This is a genomic window from Streptomyces ruber (assembly GCF_014648075.1).
Lineage (GTDB): Bacteria > Actinomycetota > Actinomycetes > Streptomycetales > Streptomycetaceae > Streptomyces > Streptomyces ruber.
Map to the genome: position 1 here is coordinate 39,215 of NZ_BMQK01000001.1, position 22,815 is coordinate 62,029.

Annotated in this window: 22 protein-coding genes; 12 read left to right on the forward strand and 10 right to left on the reverse strand. The window is 71.6% G+C overall.

Annotated elements, in window-relative coordinates:
* Positions 1-94: 94 nt before the first annotated feature.
* The gene (locus tag IEZ04_RS00205; protein ID WP_189214545.1) at positions 95-955 is read right to left on the reverse strand and encodes a nitroreductase/quinone reductase family protein; all 861 of its coding nucleotides are present in this window, start codon (positions 953-955) and stop codon (positions 95-97) included.
* 703 nt (positions 956-1,658) lie between these two features.
* On the opposite strand from IEZ04_RS00205, the gene IEZ04_RS00210 reads away from it, so the two are divergent.
* The 4 genes from IEZ04_RS00210 (at position 1,659) to IEZ04_RS00225 (ending at position 4,139) form a co-directional block, all read left to right on the forward strand.
* The gene (locus IEZ04_RS00210; protein ID WP_189214546.1) at positions 1,659-1,994 is read left to right on the forward strand and encodes a YidB family protein; all 336 of its coding nucleotides are present in this window, start codon (positions 1,659-1,661) and stop codon (positions 1,992-1,994) included.
* Between the two features lie 319 nt (positions 1,995-2,313).
* Positions 2,314-2,850, forward strand: coding sequence for a helix-turn-helix domain-containing protein (locus IEZ04_RS00215; RefSeq protein ID WP_189214547.1), 537 nt, complete (start codon positions 2,314-2,316; stop codon positions 2,848-2,850).
* A 136-nt stretch (positions 2,851-2,986) separates the two neighbouring features.
* On the forward strand, positions 2,987-3,652 hold the full coding sequence (locus IEZ04_RS00220) for a hypothetical protein (protein ID WP_189214548.1): 666 nt from the start codon (positions 2,987-2,989) through the stop codon (positions 3,650-3,652).
* A 148-nt stretch (positions 3,653-3,800) separates the two neighbouring features.
* Complete coding sequence (locus IEZ04_RS00225) at positions 3,801-4,139, forward strand: DUF2516 family protein (protein ID WP_189215322.1); 339 nt, start codon at positions 3,801-3,803, stop codon at positions 4,137-4,139.
* 122 nt (positions 4,140-4,261) lie between these two features.
* Here IEZ04_RS00225 and IEZ04_RS00230 read toward each other — a convergent pair whose 3' ends face one another.
* From IEZ04_RS00230 to IEZ04_RS00245, 3 genes are all read right to left on the reverse strand, one after another.
* The gene (locus IEZ04_RS00230) at positions 4,262-5,782 is read right to left on the reverse strand and encodes a PP2C family protein-serine/threonine phosphatase (RefSeq protein WP_229820824.1); all 1,521 of its coding nucleotides are present in this window, start codon (positions 5,780-5,782) and stop codon (positions 4,262-4,264) included.
* Between the two features lie 851 nt (positions 5,783-6,633).
* Entirely contained in the window at positions 6,634-7,764 is a 1,131-nt protein-coding gene (locus IEZ04_RS00240; protein ID WP_189214549.1) for a C40 family peptidase, read from the reverse strand.
* Positions 7,765-8,039: 275 nt separating this feature from the next.
* Positions 8,040-8,894 carry a class I SAM-dependent methyltransferase gene (locus tag IEZ04_RS00245; RefSeq protein ID WP_373296228.1) on the reverse strand — a complete coding sequence of 285 codons (855 nt, stop codon included), beginning with the start codon at positions 8,892-8,894 and terminating at the stop codon, positions 8,040-8,042.
* Between the two features lie 351 nt (positions 8,895-9,245).
* On the opposite strand from IEZ04_RS00245, the gene mshA reads away from it, so the two are divergent.
* Together mshA and IEZ04_RS00255 are read left to right on the forward strand one after the other, a co-directional pair.
* Positions 9,246-10,592 (forward strand): D-inositol-3-phosphate glycosyltransferase, encoded by a 1,347-nt coding sequence (mshA, locus tag IEZ04_RS00250; RefSeq protein ID WP_189214550.1) that lies wholly within the window; start codon positions 9,246-9,248, stop codon positions 10,590-10,592.
* 32 nt (positions 10,593-10,624) lie between these two features.
* Positions 10,625-11,119, forward strand: coding sequence for a type III secretion system chaperone family protein (locus IEZ04_RS00255; RefSeq protein ID WP_189214551.1), 495 nt, complete (start codon positions 10,625-10,627; stop codon positions 11,117-11,119).
* 2 nt (positions 11,120-11,121) lie between these two features.
* Here IEZ04_RS00255 and IEZ04_RS00260 read toward each other — a convergent pair whose 3' ends face one another.
* Positions 11,122-11,955 carry a helix-turn-helix domain-containing protein gene (locus tag IEZ04_RS00260; protein ID WP_229820739.1) on the reverse strand — a complete coding sequence of 278 codons (834 nt, stop codon included), beginning with the start codon at positions 11,953-11,955 and terminating at the stop codon, positions 11,122-11,124.
* A gap of 49 nt (positions 11,956-12,004) precedes the next feature.
* Here IEZ04_RS00260 and IEZ04_RS00265 point away from each other — a divergent pair, with 49 nt between their 5' ends.
* On the forward strand, positions 12,005-12,454 hold the full coding sequence (locus IEZ04_RS00265; protein ID WP_229820741.1) for a DUF2000 domain-containing protein: 450 nt from the start codon (positions 12,005-12,007) through the stop codon (positions 12,452-12,454).
* Between the two features lie 131 nt (positions 12,455-12,585).
* Here IEZ04_RS00265 and IEZ04_RS00270 read toward each other — a convergent pair whose 3' ends face one another.
* Positions 12,586-12,954, reverse strand: a complete 369-nt coding sequence (locus IEZ04_RS00270; protein ID WP_308429757.1) for a hypothetical protein — start codon at positions 12,952-12,954, stop codon at positions 12,586-12,588.
* 476 nt (positions 12,955-13,430) lie between these two features.
* On the opposite strand from IEZ04_RS00270, the gene IEZ04_RS00275 reads away from it, so the two are divergent.
* Entirely contained in the window at positions 13,431-14,687 is a 1,257-nt protein-coding gene (locus tag IEZ04_RS00275; protein ID WP_189214554.1) for an NsdA family TPR-like regulatory protein, read from the forward strand.
* Positions 14,688-14,796: 109 nt separating this feature from the next.
* Here IEZ04_RS00275 and IEZ04_RS00280 read toward each other — a convergent pair whose 3' ends face one another.
* On the reverse strand, positions 14,797-16,068 hold the full coding sequence (locus IEZ04_RS00280; RefSeq protein ID WP_189214555.1) for an MDR family MFS transporter: 1,272 nt from the start codon (positions 16,066-16,068) through the stop codon (positions 14,797-14,799).
* Positions 16,069-16,224: 156 nt separating this feature from the next.
* Positions 16,225-16,602 (reverse strand): VOC family protein, encoded by a 378-nt coding sequence (locus IEZ04_RS00285; protein WP_189214556.1) that lies wholly within the window; start codon positions 16,600-16,602, stop codon positions 16,225-16,227.
* Positions 16,603-16,691: 89 nt separating this feature from the next.
* Here IEZ04_RS00285 and IEZ04_RS00290 point away from each other — a divergent pair, with 89 nt between their 5' ends.
* From IEZ04_RS00290 to IEZ04_RS00305, 4 genes are all read left to right on the forward strand, one after another.
* Positions 16,692-17,153, forward strand: coding sequence for a MarR family winged helix-turn-helix transcriptional regulator (locus IEZ04_RS00290; protein ID WP_189214557.1), 462 nt, complete (start codon positions 16,692-16,694; stop codon positions 17,151-17,153).
* A gap of 104 nt (positions 17,154-17,257) precedes the next feature.
* Positions 17,258-18,019, forward strand: a complete 762-nt coding sequence (locus tag IEZ04_RS00295) for a phosphoglyceromutase (protein WP_189214558.1) — start codon at positions 17,258-17,260, stop codon at positions 18,017-18,019.
* Positions 18,020-18,405: 386 nt separating this feature from the next.
* On the forward strand, positions 18,406-20,202 hold the full coding sequence (locus IEZ04_RS00300) for an ATP-binding SpoIIE family protein phosphatase (protein WP_229820743.1): 1,797 nt from the start codon (positions 18,406-18,408) through the stop codon (positions 20,200-20,202).
* A 334-nt stretch (positions 20,203-20,536) separates the two neighbouring features.
* The gene (locus IEZ04_RS00305) at positions 20,537-20,770 is read left to right on the forward strand and encodes a YozE family protein (RefSeq protein WP_189214560.1); all 234 of its coding nucleotides are present in this window, start codon (positions 20,537-20,539) and stop codon (positions 20,768-20,770) included.
* Positions 20,771-21,010: 240 nt separating this feature from the next.
* On the opposite strand, the gene IEZ04_RS00310 is transcribed toward IEZ04_RS00305, so the two are convergent.
* A complete protein-coding gene (locus IEZ04_RS00310; protein WP_189214561.1) occupies positions 21,011-21,475 on the reverse strand; it encodes a GNAT family N-acetyltransferase in 465 nt (154 codons plus the stop codon).
* 52 nt (positions 21,476-21,527) lie between these two features.
* Entirely contained in the window at positions 21,528-22,766 is a 1,239-nt protein-coding gene (locus IEZ04_RS00315) for an erythromycin esterase family protein (protein WP_189214562.1), read from the reverse strand.
* Positions 22,767-22,815 lie beyond the last annotated feature (49 nt).

The window sequence follows — 22,815 nt, forward strand, 5'->3', positions numbered from 1 at the left end:
GGCTAACGTGAGGTCGCCGGTGAGCGGCGGACTCTCCCGGGCCCGTTCCCTCCCCCCAGGGCCCGCCGCCGCTCACCGGTGACGCCCGTGGGACCTAGCTCGTGACGGAGTCCAACACGGGTATCAACTGCTCCTCCTCGTACGTCAGATGGGCCTCCAGCTCGACGGCCAGCCGCTCGGCCTCCCGGCGTACGCGTGCGGGGTCGGCGACCCCGGACGCGGCGTCGGCGACCACCCGCCGCAGGTCCTCCAGGAGCTCGGCGATCCGCTCGTGTTCCTCGCGGAGACGGTCGAGGGCGGGGGCCAGTTCGGGGTGACGGCCGGCGAGGAACGGGAACAGGCCGGCCTCCTCGCCGGTGTGGTGGTTGTGCAGGCCCTGGCACAGGGTCAGGCAGTTGATGCGCAGCTGCGCGCCGAGCGTGCCGCCGCCCCTCTCGTCCGCCAACTCGTCCCTGATCAACGACAGTTCGCGACGGAAGGCGTCGTGGACGACCTTCACGGCCTCGCCCACGGAGCCGGCGTTGACGTTCGGGGGACCGTCCTTCGGCAGCTCCCGCAGCGCGACCACGGGAATGACGCGCTCGGTCTTCCGCTGGTACTCGGCCCACCCCGGATCGCTCTCCACGGCCCGCGCGAAGGCCCGGTCACGGTCCTCCCCGGTCAGTACGACGGCCTCGGCCTCGTACGTGAAAGCGCCACTCTCCACGGTCACGCGCGGGTGGGCGAGCAGGTTGCGGTACCAGTCCGGGTGCCGGGGCGATCCACCCGCGGAGGCGATGACCAGGACCTGTCCGTCGAGGTCGGGGAGGTAGCCGACGGGGGTCGTGTGCGGGGTGCCGGTACGGGCACCGGTGGTGGTGAGCAGGAGCAGCCGGCCACCCTCGAAGGGGCCGCCGACCCGTCCGTGGTGGGCGCGGAACTCGTCGATGACATGCTGGTTGAAGGGGTTGGGCATTCTCGGCTTTCTTTTCGCGGGGCGGTGAGGTGACGCCGTATCCCGTGTGTGTTTCCGGGCAGGGGTGAATAGCGAATTGACGCAGATGTCCGCCCGCCGGGACAGGGCGTCGAAATGGTGCGCGCATGGTGCGCGCATGAGGTGAACCTGCTGGCCAGGACGGCGGCGACAGCGCACGCCGGGCGTCCGGCAGAACCAGCGGAACCGGCAGAACCGGCAGAACCGGCAGAACCGGTAAAGGGAACAGCGGAGAATCAGAAGGCGGGCCTCTGGCCCGCGCCCGCCTCACTCGGAGGCCGGGCAACCAACTCGCTCACGGCACAAGGCCGACCCGGCAGTCATGGGAAAACCGTAAGGCCATGCGAATGAAGAAATCAAGGAAGGCGGTGTGTCGAATTGTCGATGTCCGGTCTCGCTGCAAGTAGGGCAGGGCGGTGCTCTGACCTGCATGCCTCGGAATGAGCGAGACGGCATGCATCCGCCCGTCTCGCTTCACCTGGGGAACGCGGCCCGGATGGCTCGCCGTCGCACCGCAACCAGTGCAAGGCTCACGCGGATGGTGTGACCGCCGAGCCCGCCTGTCCGTGCTGGTGCCGCTTGGCTTGTTCCCCCGTAGCGGCATTCTGTGTTCTGCCACGATCACGCTGAGCCGCAGCCCAACCAGATCGTCGTGGACGTTGGGCAAGCGGAAGGGGAGCTGACCATGGCCGAGGCGCAGGATGAACTCGCCCGTCTTTTGGTCCACCTCACGGATCAGGGGCTGGGTGATCAGGTCGAGTCGTGGATCGACCCGTCGGCGGACAACGAGGGGGTGTCCGCAGCCCAGCTGCAGGCGGCGCTGCCGGCGCAGGTCTTCACCGAGGTGGCCGGGAAACAGGGGATGACCGCTGCCCAGGTGGCCGCCGAGTTCGCCGCGTTCCTGCCCGAGTTCATCGACTCCCTCACTCCCCGGGGAGACCTGCCTGCGGATGACGAGTTCGACGACTTCCTGGCCCAGTGGGGCTTGGCCTTGGAGCAGTCGGTCTCGGCTTGCCGCTGACGAGCACCCTCCCGGTCGAGCCGCTGCCGCAAGTGACGTGCGTGCCGCTGCGGGTCCAGGTCTCCGGGACTGCCCATGGGCAGTCCCGGAGACCTCCCATTTTTTCAGGGGTCACGACAGCAGCCGAGGGGCGGCACCCGGCAACGCAGGTGCCGGGTGCCTCGGATTGACAGAGGCACACGACCAGATGCCCCACATGGACCGAGACTGCCTCCCCTTGGGAGAGGCGGGACAGTCGAGCGGAGCGGGGCGGCCCGTTCCGGCACACTCCTGCAAGCGGTCGCTTGCAAAAGTTAGCGGGGCGGGGCATGGTGGAGGCATGGCATCGCTCAACGTCGGCAATCTCGGTGAGTACCTCCGCGAGCAGCGGCGCAACGCGCAGTTGTCGCTCAGGCAGCTCGCCGACGCCGCGGGGGTGTCCAATCCGTACCTGAGCCAGATCGAGCGCGGGCTGCGCAAGCCCAGCGCGGAGGTGCTGCAGCAGGTCGCGAAGGCGCTGCGGATCTCCGCCGAGACGCTGTACGTGCGCGCCGGCATCCTCGACGCCGAACGGGACAGGGAAGAGGTGGAGACGCGCGCCGTCATACTCGCCGATCCCACCCTCAACGAGCGTCAGAAACAGGTGCTGCTGCAGATCTACGAGTCCTTCCGCAAGGAGAACGGGTTCGGGATCGCGGAGCCGGCGGCGGACGAGGACGTGCAGGGCGCCAGACGCGACGCTCAGGATGCTCAGGGCGCGCAGCAGACGGAGGGCGTGCGCACGGGCATACGCGCCGTCCGGGACACCGGCACCGACGGCCCCGGCCCCCGCACGGACGACGGGAGCGATGCCGGTCCGCAGCAGACGGCCAGCTGACCCGACGACGTACAGGGCGGCACGGCGGTCGCCGCGCACCCTTCGAGAACTCCCAGCTCTGAACTCCCAGCTCTGAGAATTCTCAGCTCAGCTCTGAAAACCCTCAGCCGAAAGCCGAACCGGGAGGACCATCACCATGGCCATCACCGACGACCTGCGCAAGACCCTCAGCGACCCGACCCCGCTCTACTTCGCCGCCGGCACCGCCGACCTCGCCCTCCAGCAGGCCAAGAAGGTGCCGCACCTGGTCGAGCAGCTGCGCGCCGAGGCCCCGGCCCGCTTCGAGGCCGTGCGCAACACCGATCCCAAGGCCGTCCAGGAGAAGGCCAGCGCCCGGGTCAGGGAGACCCAGGAGAAGGCCGCGGCCCGCGTCAAGGAGACGCAGGAGACCATCCAGACCAAGGTCGGCGAGTTCCTCGGCACGCTGGACACCGACCTGAAGAAGCTCGGCGAGACCGCCCAGGACCTGGCGCTGCGCGGTGTCGGCTTCGCCGCCGAGTACGCGGTCAAGGCCCGGGAGACCTACGAGAAGGTCGCCGAGCACGGTGAGCAGACCGTGCGGCACTGGCGCGGCGAGGCCGCCGACGAGATCGAGGAGCTCGCGATCGCGGTCGAGCCGGAGGCGAAGCCGGGCGAGGTCAAGGAGGAGGAGAAGCCGGCCGGGGCCGCCGAGGTCAAGGCCGTGCCCGCCCCCGCCAAGAAGCCCGCCCCGGCGGCGAAGAAGGCCCCGGCCGCCAAGAAGCCGGCCGACAAGCCGGCCGACAAGCCGGCTGCCAAGAAGACCACTCCGTCGGCCAAGTGACCGGGGAGCGGTAGGCGCACACCGGAGTACTCCGAGTGCCGAGGGGTACGTGGGGCACTTCCGGGGACGGGCCGGGGCACTTCAGGATGTCCCGGCCCGTTTCCCGGGTACGGTGGCCGTAAGACGACACGATCGGGTGGTGGGCATTGTGCTCCTGACGGCATTCGGCGGCCTCATGTGGCTGCTCTTCACCGCCATTCTGGTGCTTGCTGTGGTGGCGCTGGTGATGGCCGCACTGGCGCGCGATGACGCGTATCGCGCCGCCGACAAGCAGACCAAGACGTTCTGGCTCGTCATCCTGGGCGTCACGGTCGCCGTGAACGTCTTCGTACCGTTCATCTTCCTGCAGATCGCGGGCCTCATCGCGACGATCGTCTTCTTCGTCGACGTCCGGCCCGCGCTCAAGCAGGTCTCCGGCGGCGGTCGCAGCGGCCGCCGCGGCTCCAGCAGCGACGGACCGTACGGGCCGTACAACGGCGGGCGCTAGCCGCTGCCGCGGCCACCGCGGCGCAGCGCGCGGCACGTGTCGACGACCGGGTCACCGCCCGCGGGCGGTGACCCGGTCGTCGTCGCGGTTCCGCCCCCGGTCACCAGCCGGCGCTGTGACGGTCACCGGTCGAGCAGCAGTACCGCCACGTCGTCCGTCAGCTCGCCGCCGTTGAGGTCGCGGGCCTCGTTCACGGCGGCCCGCAGCAGTTCCTCGCCGTGCAGTCCCCGGGCGAGCAGGCGGTGGACCAGGTCGACCATGCCGTCCTGGCCGAGGCGGTCGCCGCTGTCGCCGACGTGGCCCTCGATCAGGCCGTCCGTGTAGAGCATCAGGCTCCAGGAGGCGCCCAGCGCGATCTGCGTACGCGGCCAGCGGGCGTCCGGCAGGAGGCCGAGGGCGGGGCCGTTGTCCTCGCTCGGCAGCAGTTCGGCCACGGGGACCGCGTCCTCCGGCCGGCCGCCGGGGCGGACGATCAGCGGGGCCGGATGACCGGCCAGACACAGACCCGCGCTGCGGCCGTCCGGTGTGATGTCGACCGTGCAGAGCGTCGCGAAGATCTCCTCGCTCTGCCGCTCGTGCTCCAGGACCTGCTGCAGGGTGGAGAGCAGCTCGTCCCCGCACAGCCCCGCGAACGTCAGCGCCCGCCAGGCGATGCGCAGCTCCACGCCGAGCGCGGCCTCGTCGGGCCCGTGCCCGCAGACGTCGCCGATCATGGCGTGCACGGTGCCGTCCGGGGTGCGGACGGTGTCGTAGAAGTCACCGCCGAGGAGGGCGCGGGAGCGGCCCGGGCGGTAGCGGGCGGCGAAGCGGAGCGGGGAGCCCTCCAGCAGCGGGGTGGGCAGCAGTCCGCGTTCCAGGCGGGCGTTCTCCTGGGCACGCAGCCTGGACTCGGTGAGCCGGCGCTCGGCCGTGTCGGAGCGTTTCCGCTCCACGGCGTAGCGGATCGCCCGGCTCAGCAGGCGGGCGTCCAGCTCGTCGCGGAAGAGGTAGTCCTGGGCGCCGACGCGCACCGCCTCGGCGCCGCGCTCGGCGTCACCGGACGCGGTGAGCGCGAGGACGGCGTGCCGGGGCGCGAGCCGCAGGACGTGCTTGAGCACGACCAGCTCGTCGGCGTCGGCGTCGGCGTCGGCGTCGGTGGGGGACGGCTGCGTACGGGCCGGGCCGGCGGACCGTTCCGCGCCCGGGGCCGGGGTGGGCAGCGCGAGGTCCAGGAGGATGCAGTGGACGTCGTCGGTGAGCAGCCGCTCCGCCTCGGTGAGGTTCCGGGCGGTCCGCACCTTGATCGGCTTGCCCGCGGAGTCGAGCAGCTCGGGCACGCTGAGCGGCCCCGAGGGGTCGTCCTCGATCAGCAGCACGGTGAGGTTGGTGCCGCTGTCGGCGGGAACGGCGCCCCGGGCACCCACGCCCGCCCCCGCGTCGGCCCCACGCGCACGTCCACCCGGCGGCCGCGCGGCGGTCCCGGACGGGGCACCCCCCGGGCTCCCGCCCTGCCCGTACGGGCTGCCGACCGGCCGTACGACCGGGCCGGCCGGGGCCCCGGCCGACCTCCCGTCCCGACCAGGACCGGCGGGATCGGCGGGATCGGCGGGATCGGCGGGATCGGCGGGATCGGCGGGATCGGCAGGGCCACCGTCCGGGGGCATGGGCTGCTCGGCCGGGTCACCGGGTGCGGTCGGGTTTTCGTCGGTACCGGTCGGGTTCTCGTCGGTACCGGTCGGGTTCTCGCCGGTACCGGCCGGGTTCCCGGCCGGGCCGTCGACACGCGTGGCAGGGGTCCCGCCGCGGGCGGCAGGGCTCCCGCCACGCGCCGCCGGGCCGTCGCCCGGGTCCCCGCCTCGTGCGTGCGGGGTGCCGACCGTATGCGCGGCTGATCCGGCCGGCACGCCGACCGGGCTGCCGGCGGGCCCGGCGGAGTGGTCGGTCAGGTCGCCGGGCCGTTCGGCCGGGCCGTCGCCCGGGGGTTCCGCGGGCGGGGCCGGCGGGGCTCCCGGTGGCTGTTCGGGCGGGGCGCCGGGTGTCGGTGCGGCGGGCGCCTGACCACTCTCCACGGCCGGGATCGCCCTCTGCCGCGGTACGGGTACGGGCATCGTCTTGGGTTCCTTCCCTCCCCCCGAGGGCACGGTGGGCCGAAGGACGTCGATCCACCGACGGGGACCATAGCGTCAGGCGGCGCCGCCGCGGAACGACCCGCGGCGAGCCGACTGGCATTCGGCCACCGGCATATGCCGCAAGCCAGCACGCACTTGGACACGGCCCGGAGAGGCGAGGGATGAGGAATGTCACGCGCCCGGGCGCCCGGCGGCGCGCGAGGGCGTGCCGGGCGTCACGTGGGGCGGGTCACGTGTGACTGTCGTTGATTCGGGATGAGTGAGAGGCGTCTGTGAACGCCCCGCTCGGGAGGGAGCGGCCGGGGCGAGGGCTGCCCGCCTCCCCCGGCGCCGTACTCCGTCGCGCCCCCGGCGTACGCGGCGTGCGCGGTGTGTCGATGGCCGGTTCACGCGTCCGGCCGTACGACCCCCAGTATCGGCATGGAGCCCGCCCCCGCGGTCGTCACCGACCGCCCCGGACGCGGGGCGTGGACGATCGTGCCGTCGCCCACGTACAGGGCCACGTGGCTCGCGTCCTTGTTGTAGACGATCAGGTCGCCGGGGCGTATGTCCGCGATGTCGACGCGCTCCAGCTGCTTCCACTGCTGCTGCGAGGTGCGCGGGATGGCCACACCGGCGGCGGCCCAGGCCTGGGAGGTCAGACCGGAGCAGTCGTACGTCGCCGGCCCCTCGGCCCCCCACTCGTACATCTTGCCGATCTGCTCCGTCGCGTACTCGACCGCCTTCATGCCCGGTGCCGTGGCCGTGCCGGTCCCGTCGTCCAGCACGCCGGAGCGCAGCCACGCGGCCTGCGCCTTGCGGGCGGCCGCCTCCTCCAGCTGCTTCAGCCGCTCCTTCTCCTCCTTCGCCAGCCGGGACTCCAGCTTCTCGGCCGCGGTGATCTGTTTCTCGATCTCCTTCTGGGCCTCTGCCTTCGCCCTGCGGTCGGCCTCCAGCTCCTTCTGCTGCACGGAGGCGTCCTTCGCGTACTGCTCCAGGTCCTCCTGCGCACGTTCCTGCTCGACGAGCAGACCCTCCGAGGCGTGCTGCCCCTGGCGGACGCGCCCGGCGCTGTCCAGGAACTCCTGCGGGTTCTCGCTCAGCCAGAGCCGCACCTCGGGCGGGAGCCCCGTACCGCGGTACTGGGCCCGGGCCGCGGCACCCATGAGGTCCTTCAGCCGGTCCAGTTCCGCCCTGCCCCGGACGATCTCGCGGTTCAGCTCCGCCACCTCGGCGGACTGCTCCTCGGCCTTCTCCGCGGCGGCGTTGTACGCGTCCGTGGCCACCGCCGCCGCGTGGTACAGGGCGTCCAACTGCCGCCGGACGGCCTCCAGTTCCTCGTCGTCGACGGTCACCGGGCCGGTCGGGTCCGCGGTGCCCGTGGCGCCCGCGGTGTCCCTGGGGGACGACGCGCCGGGGGCGGGGACCGGCTGAGGTTTGGCCTGGCTCGCGTACGCGATGCCCGGTGCGCCCAGCACGGTCACCGCGCAGACCAGGGCCACGGCCGCCGTGGTCGCGTTCCGCTTGCGGGTTCCCATCCCCTTGCCCCCAACCTGCCAACTGGCGACGCGTCAGATTAACTCTCGGTAACTTGTGAACGTGCGAGGAAGCGTGTCACGCCGCCGCGCCGTACGACAGAGGGGTACGGGAACTCTGCCCGCCCTTCCCCTCCCGACAGCCCGCAGGACGCCCCCGGTTGTCCCGGACGTCTTCCCCGGCTTCCCCCGGAGCTCTTTCCGCCGATGTGACGCGTGACTCCGGGGCGGCGTTCCCCGCGGGCGCACCCGGAGGGGGCCCGAGGCCCGGAACGGGCTCATCCGCGCGGCGCCAACGCCTCCCACGCCACGGTGACCTCGCCCTGGCGCCAGCGTGCGCCCCCGTCGAGGACCGGCCAGTCGGCGGTCAGGTCCCGTACCGCCCGGATCCACCGCTGGCGTGCCCCGTACGAGGCGTACGGGGCGGCGGCCGCCCAGGCGCGGTCGAAGTCGCGGAGGAAGGCGTGTACCGGCTCGCCTGGGACGTTGCGGTGGATGAGCGCCTTCGGCAGGCGTTCGGCGAGGTCGGAGGGGCGGTCCAGGGAGCCGAGCCGGGTGGCGAAGGTGACCGTGCGGGGGCCCTCCGGGCCGAGCGCGACCCAGACGTGCCGGCGGCCTATCTCGTCGCAGGTGCCCTCCACGAGCAGTCCGCCCCGGGAACGCCCGGCCGCCGGGGCGAGCCGGGCGCACAGCCGCTCCCAGACCGCGGCCACCTCGTCCTCGTCGTACTGGCGCAGCACGTTGGCCGCCCGGATCAGCGTCGGCCGGCCCGCCACCGGCACCTCGAAACCGCCGTGCCGGAAGACCAGGCCCTCCCGCTCGTACGGCAGCGCCGCAGCGACCCGGGCGGGCTCTATCTCGACGCCGACGACGCGGGTCCGGGGCGCGACCGTGCGCAGCCGCAGGAGCAGTTCGACCGGGGTCCAGGGAGCCGCCCCGTACCCGAGGTCGACGGCCAGCGGGTCGGCGGCGCGGCGCAGTTCGGCGCCGTGCACCGCCGCGATCCAGCGGTCCATGCGGCGCAGCCGGTTGGGGTTCGTGGTCCCGCGCGTCACCGTGCCCACGACAGGGGTCCCCCGGCCCGGACCCGAGCGGAGCCGGGAGTGGGGGAGGGACGCTGCGCGGCTTGCCATGCCTACGAGGGTAGGCGGCGGCCCGCGGCCCCCGTGCCGGGGCGGCGGCGGCCTGGCGCCCGGTGGCCGGGGTAGACGGTGATCCGTGACGGCCGCGACCACTCGTACGGATCCCGCGGACACCCCTGCGGACAACCGCTGCGGACACCCCCGCGAACACCCCCGAAGTCGAACTATTGAGCGATCTCCGTAATAATTCAGCAAAGTGGAAATGGAGCGGACCGTTCCGGTGTTCCCCCTCCTCGGAGGGGACCGTGCGCCCTCCGACCGGCACGCCCGCCTTCAGCGCCCGCACCAGGACGCAAAATGTCCACAGAGGACGCAAGGCGCCCGTACAAGGAGGAACGCCACGTGAGCCAGTACGTCAGCAGGCTCGGGCGTCGCTCTCCGGCGGCGTCCCCGCGGCTCCGGCTGCCGTCCCGCAGGCCCCGCCGCGTCGCCATGCTCTCCGTGCACACCTCGCCGCTGCACCAGCCCGGCACGGGCGACGCCGGCGGCATGAACGTCTACATGGTGGAACTCGCCCAGCGTCTCGCCGCGATCGACATCGAGGTCGAGATCTTCACCAGGGCCACCACGGCGGCCCTCCCGCCGTCCGTCGAACTAGCCCCCGGCGTCCTCGTCCGGCACGTCGACGCGGGCCCGTACGAGGGCCTGGCGAAGGAGGACCTGCCCGCCCAGCTCTGCGCCTTCACACACGGCGTGATGCAGGCGTGGGCGGGCCACCGCCCCGGCTACTACGACCTGGTCCACTCGCACTACTGGCTGTCGGGCCACGTCGGCTGGCTCGCCGCCGAACGCTGGGGCGCCCCGCTCGTCCACGCCATGCACACCATGGCCAAGGTGAAGAACGCCTCGCTCGCCGAGGGCGACACCCCCGAGCCGGCCGCCCGCGTCATCGGGGAGACGCAGATCGTGCGCGCGGCCGACCGCCTCATCGCCAACACCGCCGAGGAGGCCGCCGACCTGGTGCGCCACTACGAGGCGGAACCCGCCAAGGTCGCCGTGGTCCACCCCGGCGTCAACCTCGACCGCTTCCGCCCCGCGGACGGCCGCGCCGCCGCCCGCGCCCGCCTCGGCCTCCCGCAGGACGCGCTGATCCCCCTCTTCGCGGGCCGCATACAGCCCCTCAAGGCCCCCGACATCCTCCTCCGCGCGGTCGCCGTACTCCTCGGCGAACGCCCGGAACTGCGGTCGAGGATCCTCGTCCCGGTCGTGGGCGGCCCCAGCGGCACCGGCCTCGCCAAGCCCGAGGGCCTGCAGAAGCTCGCCGCCCGGCTCGGCATCGCCGATGTCGTCCGCTTCCGGCCGCCCGTACGGCAGGACGAGCTCGCGGACTGGTTCCGGGCCGCGTCCGTCCTGGTCATGCCGTCCTACAGCGAGTCCTTCGGACTGGTCGCCATCGAGGCGCAGGCGGCCGGTACGCCGGTGCTCGCGGCCTCGGTCGGCGGCCTCCCCGTCGCCGTGCGCGACCAGAAGACCGGTTTCCTCGTCGACGGACACGATCCCGTGCGCTACGCGCGCGTGCTGCGCCGTTTCGCCGACCACCCGGAGCTGGCCGGCAGCATGGGCGCGGCGGCGGCCCGGCACGCCCGGTCCTTCGGCTGGGACGCCTCCGCCGAGGCCACGGCGGACGTCTACGCGGAGGCCGTCCAGTCCCACCGCCGCAGGCGCCGCGCGGGCGCCCACCGGGGCTGATCCGGCCGGAACGGCTGACGTACGCTCCCTGCATGGCTGACGCAGCGTCGATCATCGAGCGGTTCCTCACCGAGGCGGACCTCGAATGGGAGAACCCCGCCCCCGGCTCCTACGCCGTGAAGCTCCCCGGCACCCGGAAACTCTCGACGACCGTCTCCCTCATCGCGGGCAGGCACTCGCTCTCCGTGAACGCCTTCGTGATCCGGCACCCGGACGAGAACGAGGAGGGCGTGCACCGCTGGCTGCTGGAGCGCAACCTCAGGCTGTACGGCGTCGGTTACGCGGTCGACCCGCTCGGCGACGTGTACGTGGTGGCGAAACTCCCCCTGTCCGCCGTCACCCCGGAGGAGATCGACCGCCTGCTCGGCTCCGTACTGGAGGCGGCCGACGGCGCCTTCAACACCCTCCTGGAACTCGGCTTCGCGTCCGCGATCCGCAAGGAGTACGCGTGGCGGGTGTCCCGCGGGGAGTCGACGCGCAACCTGGAGGCGTTCGCCCACCTGACGCGCCCCGCCGCGGACGACTGAAATCACCGGACGGCGGCGGTCCGCGCGTACCGCCCGGGCGGCACCCCCACCAACCGCTTGAAGTGCCGGGTGAGGTGGGCCTGGTCGTAGAAGCCGGTCGCGGCGGCCACCTCGCCCGGCGGCACCCCGTCGAGCAGCAGCCGCCGGGCGCGGTCGACCCGCCGTGACGTCAGGTACTGGTGCGGCGCGATCCCGAAGGCGGCGCCGAAGGCCCGTACGAGGTGCGCGGGGTGCGCGTGCACGAGCGCGGCGGCCTCTTGCAGGGTCACGCCCTGTGTGACGCGCTCGTCGAGCAGCTCACGGAGCCGTCCGGCCAGCGGGCGGCCGCCGGACGGCGTACCCGGTGAAGCACCGCCGTGGTCACGGGGCCGCAGATGCCCCCGCAGCCGTTCCCCGACGAGCGCCAGCCGGCTCTCCGCCTCGAACGCGTCCCCGGGGTGCGCGAGCGCTGCGTGCAGCTGCCCCACCCGCCGCCGCAGCAGCGGATCGCGCAGGTCGGGCCCGTCGACCGCCGCCCCGACGAGACCGGCGTCGAGCACGGTGGAGTCCAGGTACAGCACCCGCTTACGGAACCCCGCCTCCGTGACCGGCGACCCGTTGTGCGGCACGTGCGGCGGCAGCAGCGACACCGTGCCGTACGGGGTGCCGTGCTCGTGCCGGTCCAGGTCGTACCGCACGGCACCGTCGTCGACGATGAGCAGGGTCCAGGCGTCGTGCACGTGCATGGGGTACGCGTACGCGGTGTAGTGCGCGTGGAAGACCTCGACGACGCCCGGGACGCGGGGGCGCCAGGCGGTGACGTCGCGGATCTCCTTGCGACCCTGAGGCACACGCATGCGAAAAACGTACAAGACCCCCGCGCGGGGCGACCGGCAGTCTCGAGGCATGAGCACGACGACGCCCCCCGACAGCGCCCCTGCCCCCGTCCGCTTCGACACCAAGATCGCGGTCCTGCTGCGGGACGACCTGGAGACCTGGCAGCGCCTCAACGTGACCGCCTTCCTGGTGAGCGGCCTCGGCCCGCAGCTCCCGGAGGTGATCGGCGAACCGTACGAGGACGCGGACGGCGTGGCCTACCTGCCGATGTTCCGCCAGCCGGTCCTCGTCTTCCAGGGCACCAAGGAGACGCTGCGGACCGCCCACGCGCGCGTACTGTCCCGCGCCCTCCCGCGCGCGGTGTTCACGTCGGACCTCTTCACCACGGGCCACGACGCCGACAACCGCGCGGCGGTACGCGCTGTACGGACGAACGACCTGGACCTGGTGGGTCTGTCGGTGTACGGCCCGCGCAACGCGGTGGACAAGGTGCTGAAGGGGGCGCGGATGCATCCGTGAACCTTCCGCTGCGCTGCGCGGAGAGGGGGCACGGACGCACCCGTGACTTCTGCTGCGCGCTGCGCGCCGCGCGGAAGCCGCGGAGAAGTCGGCGGGGCGGCTGCGAGCGACACCGCAGCCGCCCCGCCCGGTCATTCCCCGCCGCCCGTCCGGGCCCCGCGGCTCTCCGCGATGCGCAGACTGTCCCGCAGGGCTTCGGTCAGCCGGGCGGTCAGGTAGCGCAGCTCGGGCATCCCGATCTCCGCGTTCCTCTCCAGCAGAGCCTCGGAGTGCCCGATGAGCCGGTGCCCCATCTCGATCTGCGTGACCTCGACCGCGTCGGCCCTGCGGGAGAGGTGACCGCCGTGCCCGTCGGTGAGGAGGTAGGCCGGCTTGCCCTCGGCCGACGCCCACGGCAGAAGCCGAACGACGGTCCCGGCCCGGGACTCACGCGCCTCACGCGCCTCGCATTCCTGGCACCTCTCGCAGCTCTTGCACCTCTCACACCTCTCGCACCTCATACGGTCACCTCCACACCGTGGATGCGCCGGGGGCCCACGTCGACCCCGTACGTGGCGAGCCAGAGGGCGCGGCGGCGGTGGCGTTGCTGTCGGCGGAGTTGCTTGTGGTGGGCGAGTTCGGCGGGCGTGAGGAGATAGGGGCGGACGAGGGGAGATGCTTCGCCGGGGAGGAGATACGGCGGGGGAGAGACCGGTGGGCGCGGGGGAGTGGTCCGAATGGCCTCCCCGCGTACGCATGGAGGAGCCGACGCCCTCGGCGCTGCCCTGTGCCGGCCCCGCGACGGCAGCAGCAGCCTCAGCAGCCAGATGAGAGGGAGAACGATAAAGTCCGGCATGTCTACCTGCTTCCTTCAGGTGGGCCATGCCCCCGGGCCGCATGCGACGCGGTCGCGGGGGTCCGTTGCGTGTCAACCATCGGGTGATTGCCCGCTCGTTCCCATCCCGGAGCGCTATAGGGCCGCCCTATATTGCGCGACATGGGGGACTCCGACATGCGCCTTTGGTCTCATCCGCGACTCGTCGCGGCAGTCACGAACGAGGACTGGGGTGCGGCCTTCCGCGCCTACCGGCACCTCACAGGCACGAGCCAGATGAAACTCGGTGAGCGGGTCGGGCTCGTTCAGCCAGACGTCTCCGACATCGAGCGAGGCCGCCGCCGTGTGACGTCCACCGAGGTCAGGAAGCGCATCATCGCCGGGCTCGGCATCCCGGACGAGCTGCTGACCTGTCCCGGGTCCCCGTCGCACAGGCCGCCGGTGCCGGTCCCGTCCATGGCGCAAGCAGGTACCGCACCGGACGAGGAACTGCTCACCCGCGTGACCAACACCGTCAACGGTCAGCAGCGCGTGGACACGGTCACGCTCGACTGGCTGGACCGGCTCCTGGCCGAGCACAGGAGAGCCGAGGACTTCATCGGTTCCAGACCGCTCGTCGACATCATGCGTCAACAGCTCCGTACGGTGGTCGACATCTACGCGGGTGCCAGAGGGCCCCTGGAGCAACGCGTCGTCCGGCTCGCGGCCGAACACGCCCAGTTCCTCGCCTGGATGGCACAGGACCAAGGCAGCTCCGCCGCCGCGCTCGCCTGGTACGACCGCTCCCACGAGTGGGCGCTGGAGGCCGGGGACGCGGACATGGCGGCGACGACCCTCAGCATGAAGGCGCACATGGCCTGGTCCGGTGGGAGGGGCGCCCGATGCGTGCGGCTGGCCGAAGCAGCTCGCTGGTCCGCTCCGGGTGCCTCACTCGGCGTGCAGGGCATGGCGGCACAGATGGAAGCACGGGGACACGCCCTGCTGCGTGACGAGAACCGGGCACACAGGCTGCTGGACGAGGCCCAGGCCCTGATCGGCCGAGCCGGCGAGAAGCCCGAGGACGAGCCGCCGTGGATGTACTTCTACGACGAGACGTGGTTCACCCTGCAAAGGGGCATGGCCGCCTTGCACCTACGTGACTGGCGAGGAGCAGCACAGCGACTCTCCGCGGGCCTGGACGCGTTGGCGGAGAACTACCGGCGCGATCGGACCTGGTACGGCTCCTGCCTGGCCCACGCGCTCGCGGGCGGCGGAGAGCCCGAGCAAGCACTGGCAGTGGCCCTGGACACCGTCCCTGACGCCGCCGAGGTCGGGCGCCCCCACGCCTGGGACGAACTGCACGTCACGGCTGCGGTCCTGCTGCGGCTGGGTGCGCCGGAAGGGCACGCGTTGGCCGATGCCCTGCGGCAGCACGACTGATACGACCGACACGGCTGACCGTGGGTAACGCGCTCATGCACCAGGGACTCGGCCTTGCCGTCCGCTTGTCGTTGATCGTGAGGCGCGCGGAATCGCCGCGACCATGCGATCAGACAGCACTGACCTCTGACTTCCCCGTCGTCGCCGGACGACCGTCCGCAGACACGGGTTCCTCCTGCTCCCGCGGCAACCCCCGCATCAACACCCAGTACCCCGCCCCCGCCACGCTTCCGACGACCGCGCACAACCCCCACAGCCACTCCGCCCCCCACCGGTCGATGACGAACCCGGACATCAGCGGGGCGACCAGCGCCGCAACGGACCAGGACATGGAGTACATGCCCTGATAGCGCCCGCGTCCGTGCGTGGGCGACAGCCGCACGACCAGCCCGGTCTGCGTCGGCGCGTTCACGATCTCGGCCAGCGTCCACACGCACACCGTCAGCGCGAAGACCCCGACCGACCCGGCGAAGGCGGTGAGCCCGAACCCGTACCCGGCGAGGAGTGACGACACGACGAGCAGACGACGCGGATCACGGTGCTCGATGAACCGCGTGACGGGGATCTGCAGGGCGACGATCAGCACACCGTTGACCGCGACGGCCAGCCCGTAGTCGGCGGGCGTGAACCCGGCAGCGCCCATCGCGACCGGCAGCCCGATCGAACCCTGCTGGAAGATGAGTGCGACGAGGAAGGACAGCCCGACGACGCTCATGAACCGCCCGTCGCGCAGCACGGTGCCCAGCCCGACCCCGTCCCCGGATCGCTGCTTGTCCGCGACCGGCGCGGGCCGCGACTCCGGCAGCTTCACGAACACGACGATCGCGCAGGCCATCGTCATTCCCGCCTCGATCAGGAACCCGGCGAGATAGCTGACCTCGGCGATGAACCCCGCCGCCATGGACGAGATCGCGAACCCGAGGTTGATCGCCCAGTAGTTGAGGGAGAACGCCCGCACCCGGTCCTCGGGCCGCACGATGTCCGCCATCATCGCCTGCACGGCGGGCCGGGACGCGTTGCTGGCCGCGCCGACCAGGAACGCGACGGCGGCGATGGCGACGGGATCACGCATGAAACCGAGCAGCGCGACGGAGATGGCCGTCGACGCCTGCGCGACGAGCAGCGTGGGCCGCCGCCCGAGCCGGTCGGCCATGACCCCGCCGGCGAGCGAGGAGATCACCCCGCCGAGCCCGTGCAGGGAGGCCACCAGACCGGCGTACGAGGCGGAGTAACCGCGGTCGAGCGTCAGGTACAGCGCCATGAACGTGGCGACGAACGCCCCGAGCCGGTTCACGAGCGTGCTGGTCCACAGCCACCAGAACTCACGCGGCAGCCCGGAGACGGTCTCCCGGACGGCGCGTCTCATGGCGGTGACTGGCATGAAGGTCCCCCAGGGTGCGTGTAAGCGGCTGCGGCAGCGAGCACACCTTACGAGGAGGTCCGGCGCTCAGGCCACTCAATTAACGGCAGTGGTCGACCAGACAGGAGGGCGCAGTGGCAGGGGGTGCAGCTGTCGCCCGGGACGAAGCGGTGGCGATCAGTCCCCGTGCACGGTGAGCCGGTAGCCCTCGGGGCCGGTGAAGGAGAACGTCGGGCCGAACGGACCGTCCTGCACGGGGCTGACGTCCTGCGTGCCCGCCCGTACCAGTTGCTCGCGCAGCGCCCTCGCGTCCGAGGCGCGCAGCCACAGCGCCACGCCCAGGCCGGGACGTGCGTCGCCGGTGAGGTCGGTGCCCGGCAGGGGCTCGCGGACGGCGAACGGGATCGGGCTGGTGGTGAAGACCACCGCCCCGGGCGGTGAGGCCGCGGCCCGGCGCAGCCCGAGGTGCTCCTCGAAGAAAGCGGCCGCGGCAGGCACGTCCTGTACCTGCAGGGCGACGAAGTCGGGCCCTTCGACGGTGGCGGTGGCGGACATGGTTCCTCCAGAAGGCGATGCCGGAAAGATGTCAGGACTTTGACATGTGGACTGTAGGTCCGCGGGCTCGCGCATGTCAAAATGCTGACATGGAAGATCGTGTACCCGTGCCCTCGCCCCATCCGGCCCAGGACATCACCGAACATGTGGGGTACCGCCTCAAGCGCGCCGCCGCCGCTCTGCGGAGCGCCATGGACAAGGCCCTGCGCGAGCACGACCTCACCGTCCCGCAGTACTCCTGCCTCGAACTCCTCGACGAGCAGCCGGGCCTGTCCAACGCGGACCTGGCCCGAGGCACCTTCGTCACCCGCCAGTCCGCCAACGTCGTCCTGCGCGGACTGGAAGACGCCGGTCTCGTCACCCGGGCGGCCACCACCGACCACGGCCGCGCGCTGCCCGTCCACCTCACCGTCGTCGGTCAGCAACGCCTGCACGCCGCACGCGGCGCCGTCTACGCCATCGAGGAACGCATGATCGAAGCACTCCCGGCGCGGCGCCTGGCAGCCTTGCTCACCGATCTCGACGCCATGGCCGAAGCCCTCGACGAGTGAGACCGCGGGCCCCACAGTGGTCCGCGAACCGCGCGCCGCGCGGGCCGGTGGACGCCCTGGCCCGCCCGCGCGGTGAACGAGAGGGTTCCATTACGCTCAGGAGCATGGCCGACGCACCGTACAAGCTGATCCTCCTCCGCCACGGCGAGAGCGAGTGGAACGCGAAGAACCTGTTCACCGGCTGGGTGGACGTCAACCTCAACGAGAAGGGCGAGAAGGAGGCGGTCCGCGGCGGTGAGCTGCTCAAGGACGCCGGCCTGCTGCCCGACGTGGTCCACACGTCCGTCCAGAAGCGCGCGATCCGCACCGCCCAGCTCGCGCTGGAGGCCGCCGACCGCCACTGGATCCCGGTCCACCGCTCCTGGCGCCTGAACGAGCGCCACTACGGTGCCCTCCAGGGCAAGGACAAGGCGCAGACGCTCGCCGAGTTCGGCGAGGAGCAGTTCATGCTGTGGCGCCGCTCGTACGACACGCCCCCGCCGCCGCTCGACACCGACGCCGAGTACTCCCAGTTCCACGACGCGCGCTACGCGACCCTCCCGCCGGAGCTGCGCCCCCGCACGGAGTGCCTGAAGGACGTCGTCCACCGCATGCTGCCGTACTGGTTCGACAGCATCGTCCCCGACCTCCTCACCGGCCGCACGGTCCTGATCGCCGCCCACGGCAACAGCCTCCGCGCCCTGGTGAAGCACCTGGACGGCATCTCCGACAAGGACATCGCCGGCCTGAACATCCCCACCGGCATCCCGCTGACCTACGAGCTGGACGCCGAGTTCAAGCCCCTCAACCCGGGCGGCACCTACCTCGACCCGGAGGCCGCGGCGGCGGCGATCGAGGCGGTCAAGAACCAGGGCAAGAAGAAGTAAGTTTTTTGATCATGCCCCTGAGCTGCGCATACGGCGCGTCTCAGGGGCATTTTCACGGCCTGGGCCCTCTCTGGGCCCTCAGGCCCCCGAGTCCTGCGGCCGGATCGCTCGCCTGAAGGGCGGTCCTTCGGGCGGTCGGAACCGACACCCTTCGCGCGAATTCGGAAACGTTTCACCAAGTTGCGGTCAAGACCGTGTTGGCCCCGGCCCGCCGGGGGACAGTGGCGTGATCGGATCGGGTCATTACTACCTGCGTGGTCGAGATGAAGCTCACTGATCGGCGCATCGCTGCCTCGCACGACAGGAAGCAGCGCATGACCGCCGCTCCCGGGGCGGGACGGTCGCTCCCACCGCCTTGTCTTCTACCTCTGTCGCTGGGAATCTGCGTGCTGATCGCCGCGCTGGACGTGCTGGTTGGCGCCCGGCCACAGGTCATCGCGCTGCTGGTGCTCGGCCCGCTGCTGGCCAGTGCCTGGCTTGACGTCCGGCACAGTGTGCTGGTCGGCGGCTGGGCCGCACTGTCCGGCTTGGTGGCCGGCCTGCTGGACGGCACCTTCCTGACGGTCGGCTTCACCGTGCGGTGGTGCGGGCTGCTGCTGGGCTGTGCGCTCGTTGTCCATGTGGCGCGGCGCCGTGCCGCGGCTGAGATGGCGCTCAGATCACTGGACCTGGCCCGCCGGGTCACCCGGGGCGACCACGACCTCGCCGCTCTGGTGGAGTCCTCGCACGACGCGATCCTGGCGACAACCCTGGACGGACGCATCACCTACTGGAACACCGCCGCCCAACAGCTGTACGGCTACACGCCGCAGGAGGCCATCGGCGCCCACGTGTCCATGCTGGCACCGCCGGAGCGCGGGCACGAGACCGCGATGCTGCTGCGCCGGCTGAGCCGCGGTGAGAGGATCGAGCACTTCGAGGCCCGGCGCGTCTCCCGCACCGGGCGGCGGATTCACGTGGATCTCACCCTGTGGCCCAACCGCACGCCCAATGGCCGGCTCATCGGTGCCTACGCCATCGCACGGGATCTCGAGCAGAAGCGGGCCGCGGCCGAACTCGCCCAACTGTACGAGGAGCAGCGGCACGTCGCCCTGACCTTGCAGCGCAGCCTGATGGGTGTCCCGCCGAAGGTGCCCGGGATGCCCACCGCCCACCGCTATCTGCCCGCCACCCAGGGCCTGGGGGTCGGCGGCGACTGGTTCGACCTGGTGCCGCTGGGCGCCCGCCGGGTCGGTGCCGTGATCGGGGATGTCATGGGGCGCGGCCTGGAGGCGGCCGCCGTCATGGGCCGGCTGTACTCTGCCGCCCATGCGCTGGCCAAGAGCGGGCTCCCGCCGTGGCAGGTGATGCAGACCCTGGACGCCGTCGTGGCTGATCTGCCCGACCAGTTCATCACCTGCTGCTATCTGGAGATCCATCCGGATGCCGGTGAGGCCACCGTCTGCTCCGCCGGCCACCTGCCGGCACTGCTGGTCGCTCCCGACGGCAAGGTCCGCACCCTACCGGTGCCGGTGAGTGTGCCGCTGGGCGTGGGCGCGATACCACACCAGCAGGTCACCGTCGCCCTGCCGCCCGGCTCCACCCTCGCCCTGTACACCGACGGCCTGGTCGAATCCCCTGGCCATGACATCGACACCCGACTGGACGCCCTCGCGACGGCGCTGGGTGCGGCGCTGGCCACCACGCCGGACCTGGAGCAGGCCGCCGACCAGGTGCTTGCCGCCTTGCTGCCCGGGCCCGCCAAGCACGACGACGACGTCACCCTCCTGCTCACCCGCCTCCCGCAGGCCCCGCTGGCCACCGCCGGACGCGAACTGGATGCCACACCCGCCGCCGTGCCCGCAGGGCGCGCCTTCCTCACCGACACCCTGACCGCCTGGCACCTGGCCGGCATCGCCGACGACGCCTGCCTGCTGGCCTCCGAGATCCTCACCAACGCCGTCTGCCACGCCGCGGGCCCGATCCGGCTGCTGCTGCGCCGCACCGAGTACGACCTCACCATCGAGGTGACCGACCGCAGCCCGCACCTGCCCCAGCCGCGGCAGATCAACACCGCCGACGAATCCGGCCGCGGCCTCGCCCTCGTCGACGCCCTCGCAGCCGCCTGGGGCACCCGCCCCGCCGAGGACGGCAAGACCGTCTGGTTCACCCTGGCCACAAGCAACCACAGTGCGGAGGCGTAGGCCGCCCCCTGCGAAGCGTTGCTACGACTGCGGCTCGTCTTCCTCCGGTCCTGCGTCCATGACCACCCACTGCACCGGCCGGCCCGGCGGCCCTACGAGTGAGTACTTACGTCCGTGATCTGCAACTTCAGTGAGCGGGTCCGCTTGTCGCGTCGCTTGTCGTCCCTCTTGTCGTGCGGCTTGTCGCTTGTCTTGTCTTGTCGCTTGTCGGATCCCAGGGCATAACCGGTTCTGGGCGTCTGCGCACTGGAAGCGTCTTAGTCCCTTGGGACGCGCGGCTGTAGGCCGCTCCCCACTGGGGTCGGCCCCGACCCGGCGGCGGAAGGATGCGCACATGCTCAAGCCGAAGAGCTTCACCGCATGGCTGAAGACCCAGGTCGATCAGCGCAGCGCTATCGGGGACCTGGCCCGGGACGTCTCCGCTGATCCTGATTGGCCCTCACGCAAGGGACTGTCGGGCCAGCGTGACTACTTCGAAGAGTGCGGCGCCATCCCCGCGACTGTCGGGGCACTGGAACGTGCGTGGGTGCAGCACGAGGCGTACCGGGCGGCTCAACAGGATGCCTGAGCGGCTGAGGCTGGGCCCTCTCTGGGCCCTCCGACGACGACCAACGACGACAGACAACGCCGCTGACGACGGCCCGACCGCAGGTCAGGTGAGGTACCCGACCCGCTGACCAGGGGCAGAAAACGGGCCCGCCAGACCCAGGGCAAGAAGAAGTAAGCCCAGATGAAGAGGCCCCCACCCGCGGATCAGCCATCAGGGAGGGGGCTCTTCCGTTTCTGCCGTGCTCATCGAACGGTGGGCTCAGGCGAAATCCTCGGCGAGCACCATCATGATGTGCTCATGCTCGCCGTGTCGCATGATCCCGGTACGGCGGAAGCCGTGTTTCTCCAGCAAGCGCACCGAGCCGGTGTTCCCGGCGAAGGGATCGGCGTGCAGGGGGCGGATCCTCTCCCGCTCCATGAACAGTGCCAGCGCCCGGGTGCCGATACCCCGCCCCCAGTACTCCCTGCCGAGCCAGTACCCGATGAAGCGCCGCCCCTCGTCCCACCATGCCACCGCGTTGCCCGCCAGCTCTCCGTCCACGGTGACGGCCTGTACGAAGACGGTGGAATCCCCAAGGACCTTCGTCGTCCAGTGGGCCATGAAGGCATCCCGCTCCCGGGGCGGGAACTTCGACCGCTGCACGGCCTCAGGATCGTGCTCCTGAGCGAAGAACACCTCCAGATCGGCCGGTTCGACGTCTCGTAAACGCACCTGATCACTCATGCCGACGGAGTCTGCCCCCAGCCACTGACACTCCCGGGGCCGCCAGGTCCGTTCAGGAAACGTCCTTGACGAACACGACGCCGTCACTGTCCGCCAAGTGAGCCGGATCGAGCGGGGCGTAGCCGAACCAGGGGGACACGCGGGGCGGGGGAAGCGGGTCGCCCAGGGCGGTGGCCAGGCGCCGGGCGTCGATCAGGCAGCGGTCCTGCGGGAGTGCGTACAGGAAGCCCTCCACGGTGTCCGGCGGGGGCGTGTCCACCCCCTGGTGGCGGATCGTGCCGAGGGCCGTGACCATGTAGGCGTACTCCTCGCCGAGTCGGGTGCTCAGCAGTGCGCCGGCGCTCCACCACTCCGCCGGTCCCTGCCACATCCGGATCCTCCTCTTGCCCCGTTGGAGGTGGGAGTTGTGGGCGTGCACGAGCGCCGGGCCCCGGGCGGCGACGGCGAGGAGGTTGTGGGCCATCATCTGGTCCCGCACGGTCAGCAGCCGGGTCATGCGGGACGGCGAGGTGTCGGCCATCCCGTGGTGGTAGCGGAGCAGCCCGGTCGCGGTGCGTCCGTACAGGCACGCCCGTTCCCAGTCGTCCCGCGAGGTCGCAGTGATCAGGTGCGGTGCCTGTGCGTCGAGCAGTGTCACCAGGTCGTCGGCCAGCAGCCGCAGTTCGCGTGCCTCCGCCGACCGGCCCACGGAACGGGACGGGTCCGTCATCGCGGAGGGATCGGTCCACCGGCTGTCGGTGCCGAGCAGGCGGTCGAGCGTTTCCCGGGTGCAGGCGAGCAGGTCCGCGTCCACCCGGGCGGCGAGGTAGCCGTGGAGTGCGGTGAGGGCCTGGCGGGGGCTCGCGGCGCCCGTGATCTCCAGGGGACCGTCGACACCGGCGAAGCGGAGCCGCTCGGACGCTGGCCGGCCGTCGTTGTGGGCGCGCATCCAGCGCACCAGCTCGCGGTTGGCGGCGGAGGCGCCCCAGCCGTGGCTGAAGCCGTGCTCCATGACCTCGTCGAGCGTCACCGTGTCCGTGTCTGCAGTGGCGTAGGTGACGTAGTCGTCCACGAGCAGGCCCCTCATGCAGTCGCTCTCGATCGCGATCGTCCGGTAGCCCTCCTGCTCGACGAGCTGCCGGAACAGTTCGTTGCGCAGGTCGAGCAACGTGTCCTCGCCGTGGGTGGGCTCACCCAGGGCGAGCACGCGCGGCCGGGTCGGGAGTAATCCCATGACGGCGGCGGCCTCGACGGCATGAACGGTGTGAGCGGTGTGAGCGGTGTGTGGGGTGTCCGCGATGTCAGGAGCCATGCCTTCGACGGTATCGTTGAACCTTCGGTTGAGACTTGTGCGCGAGCTG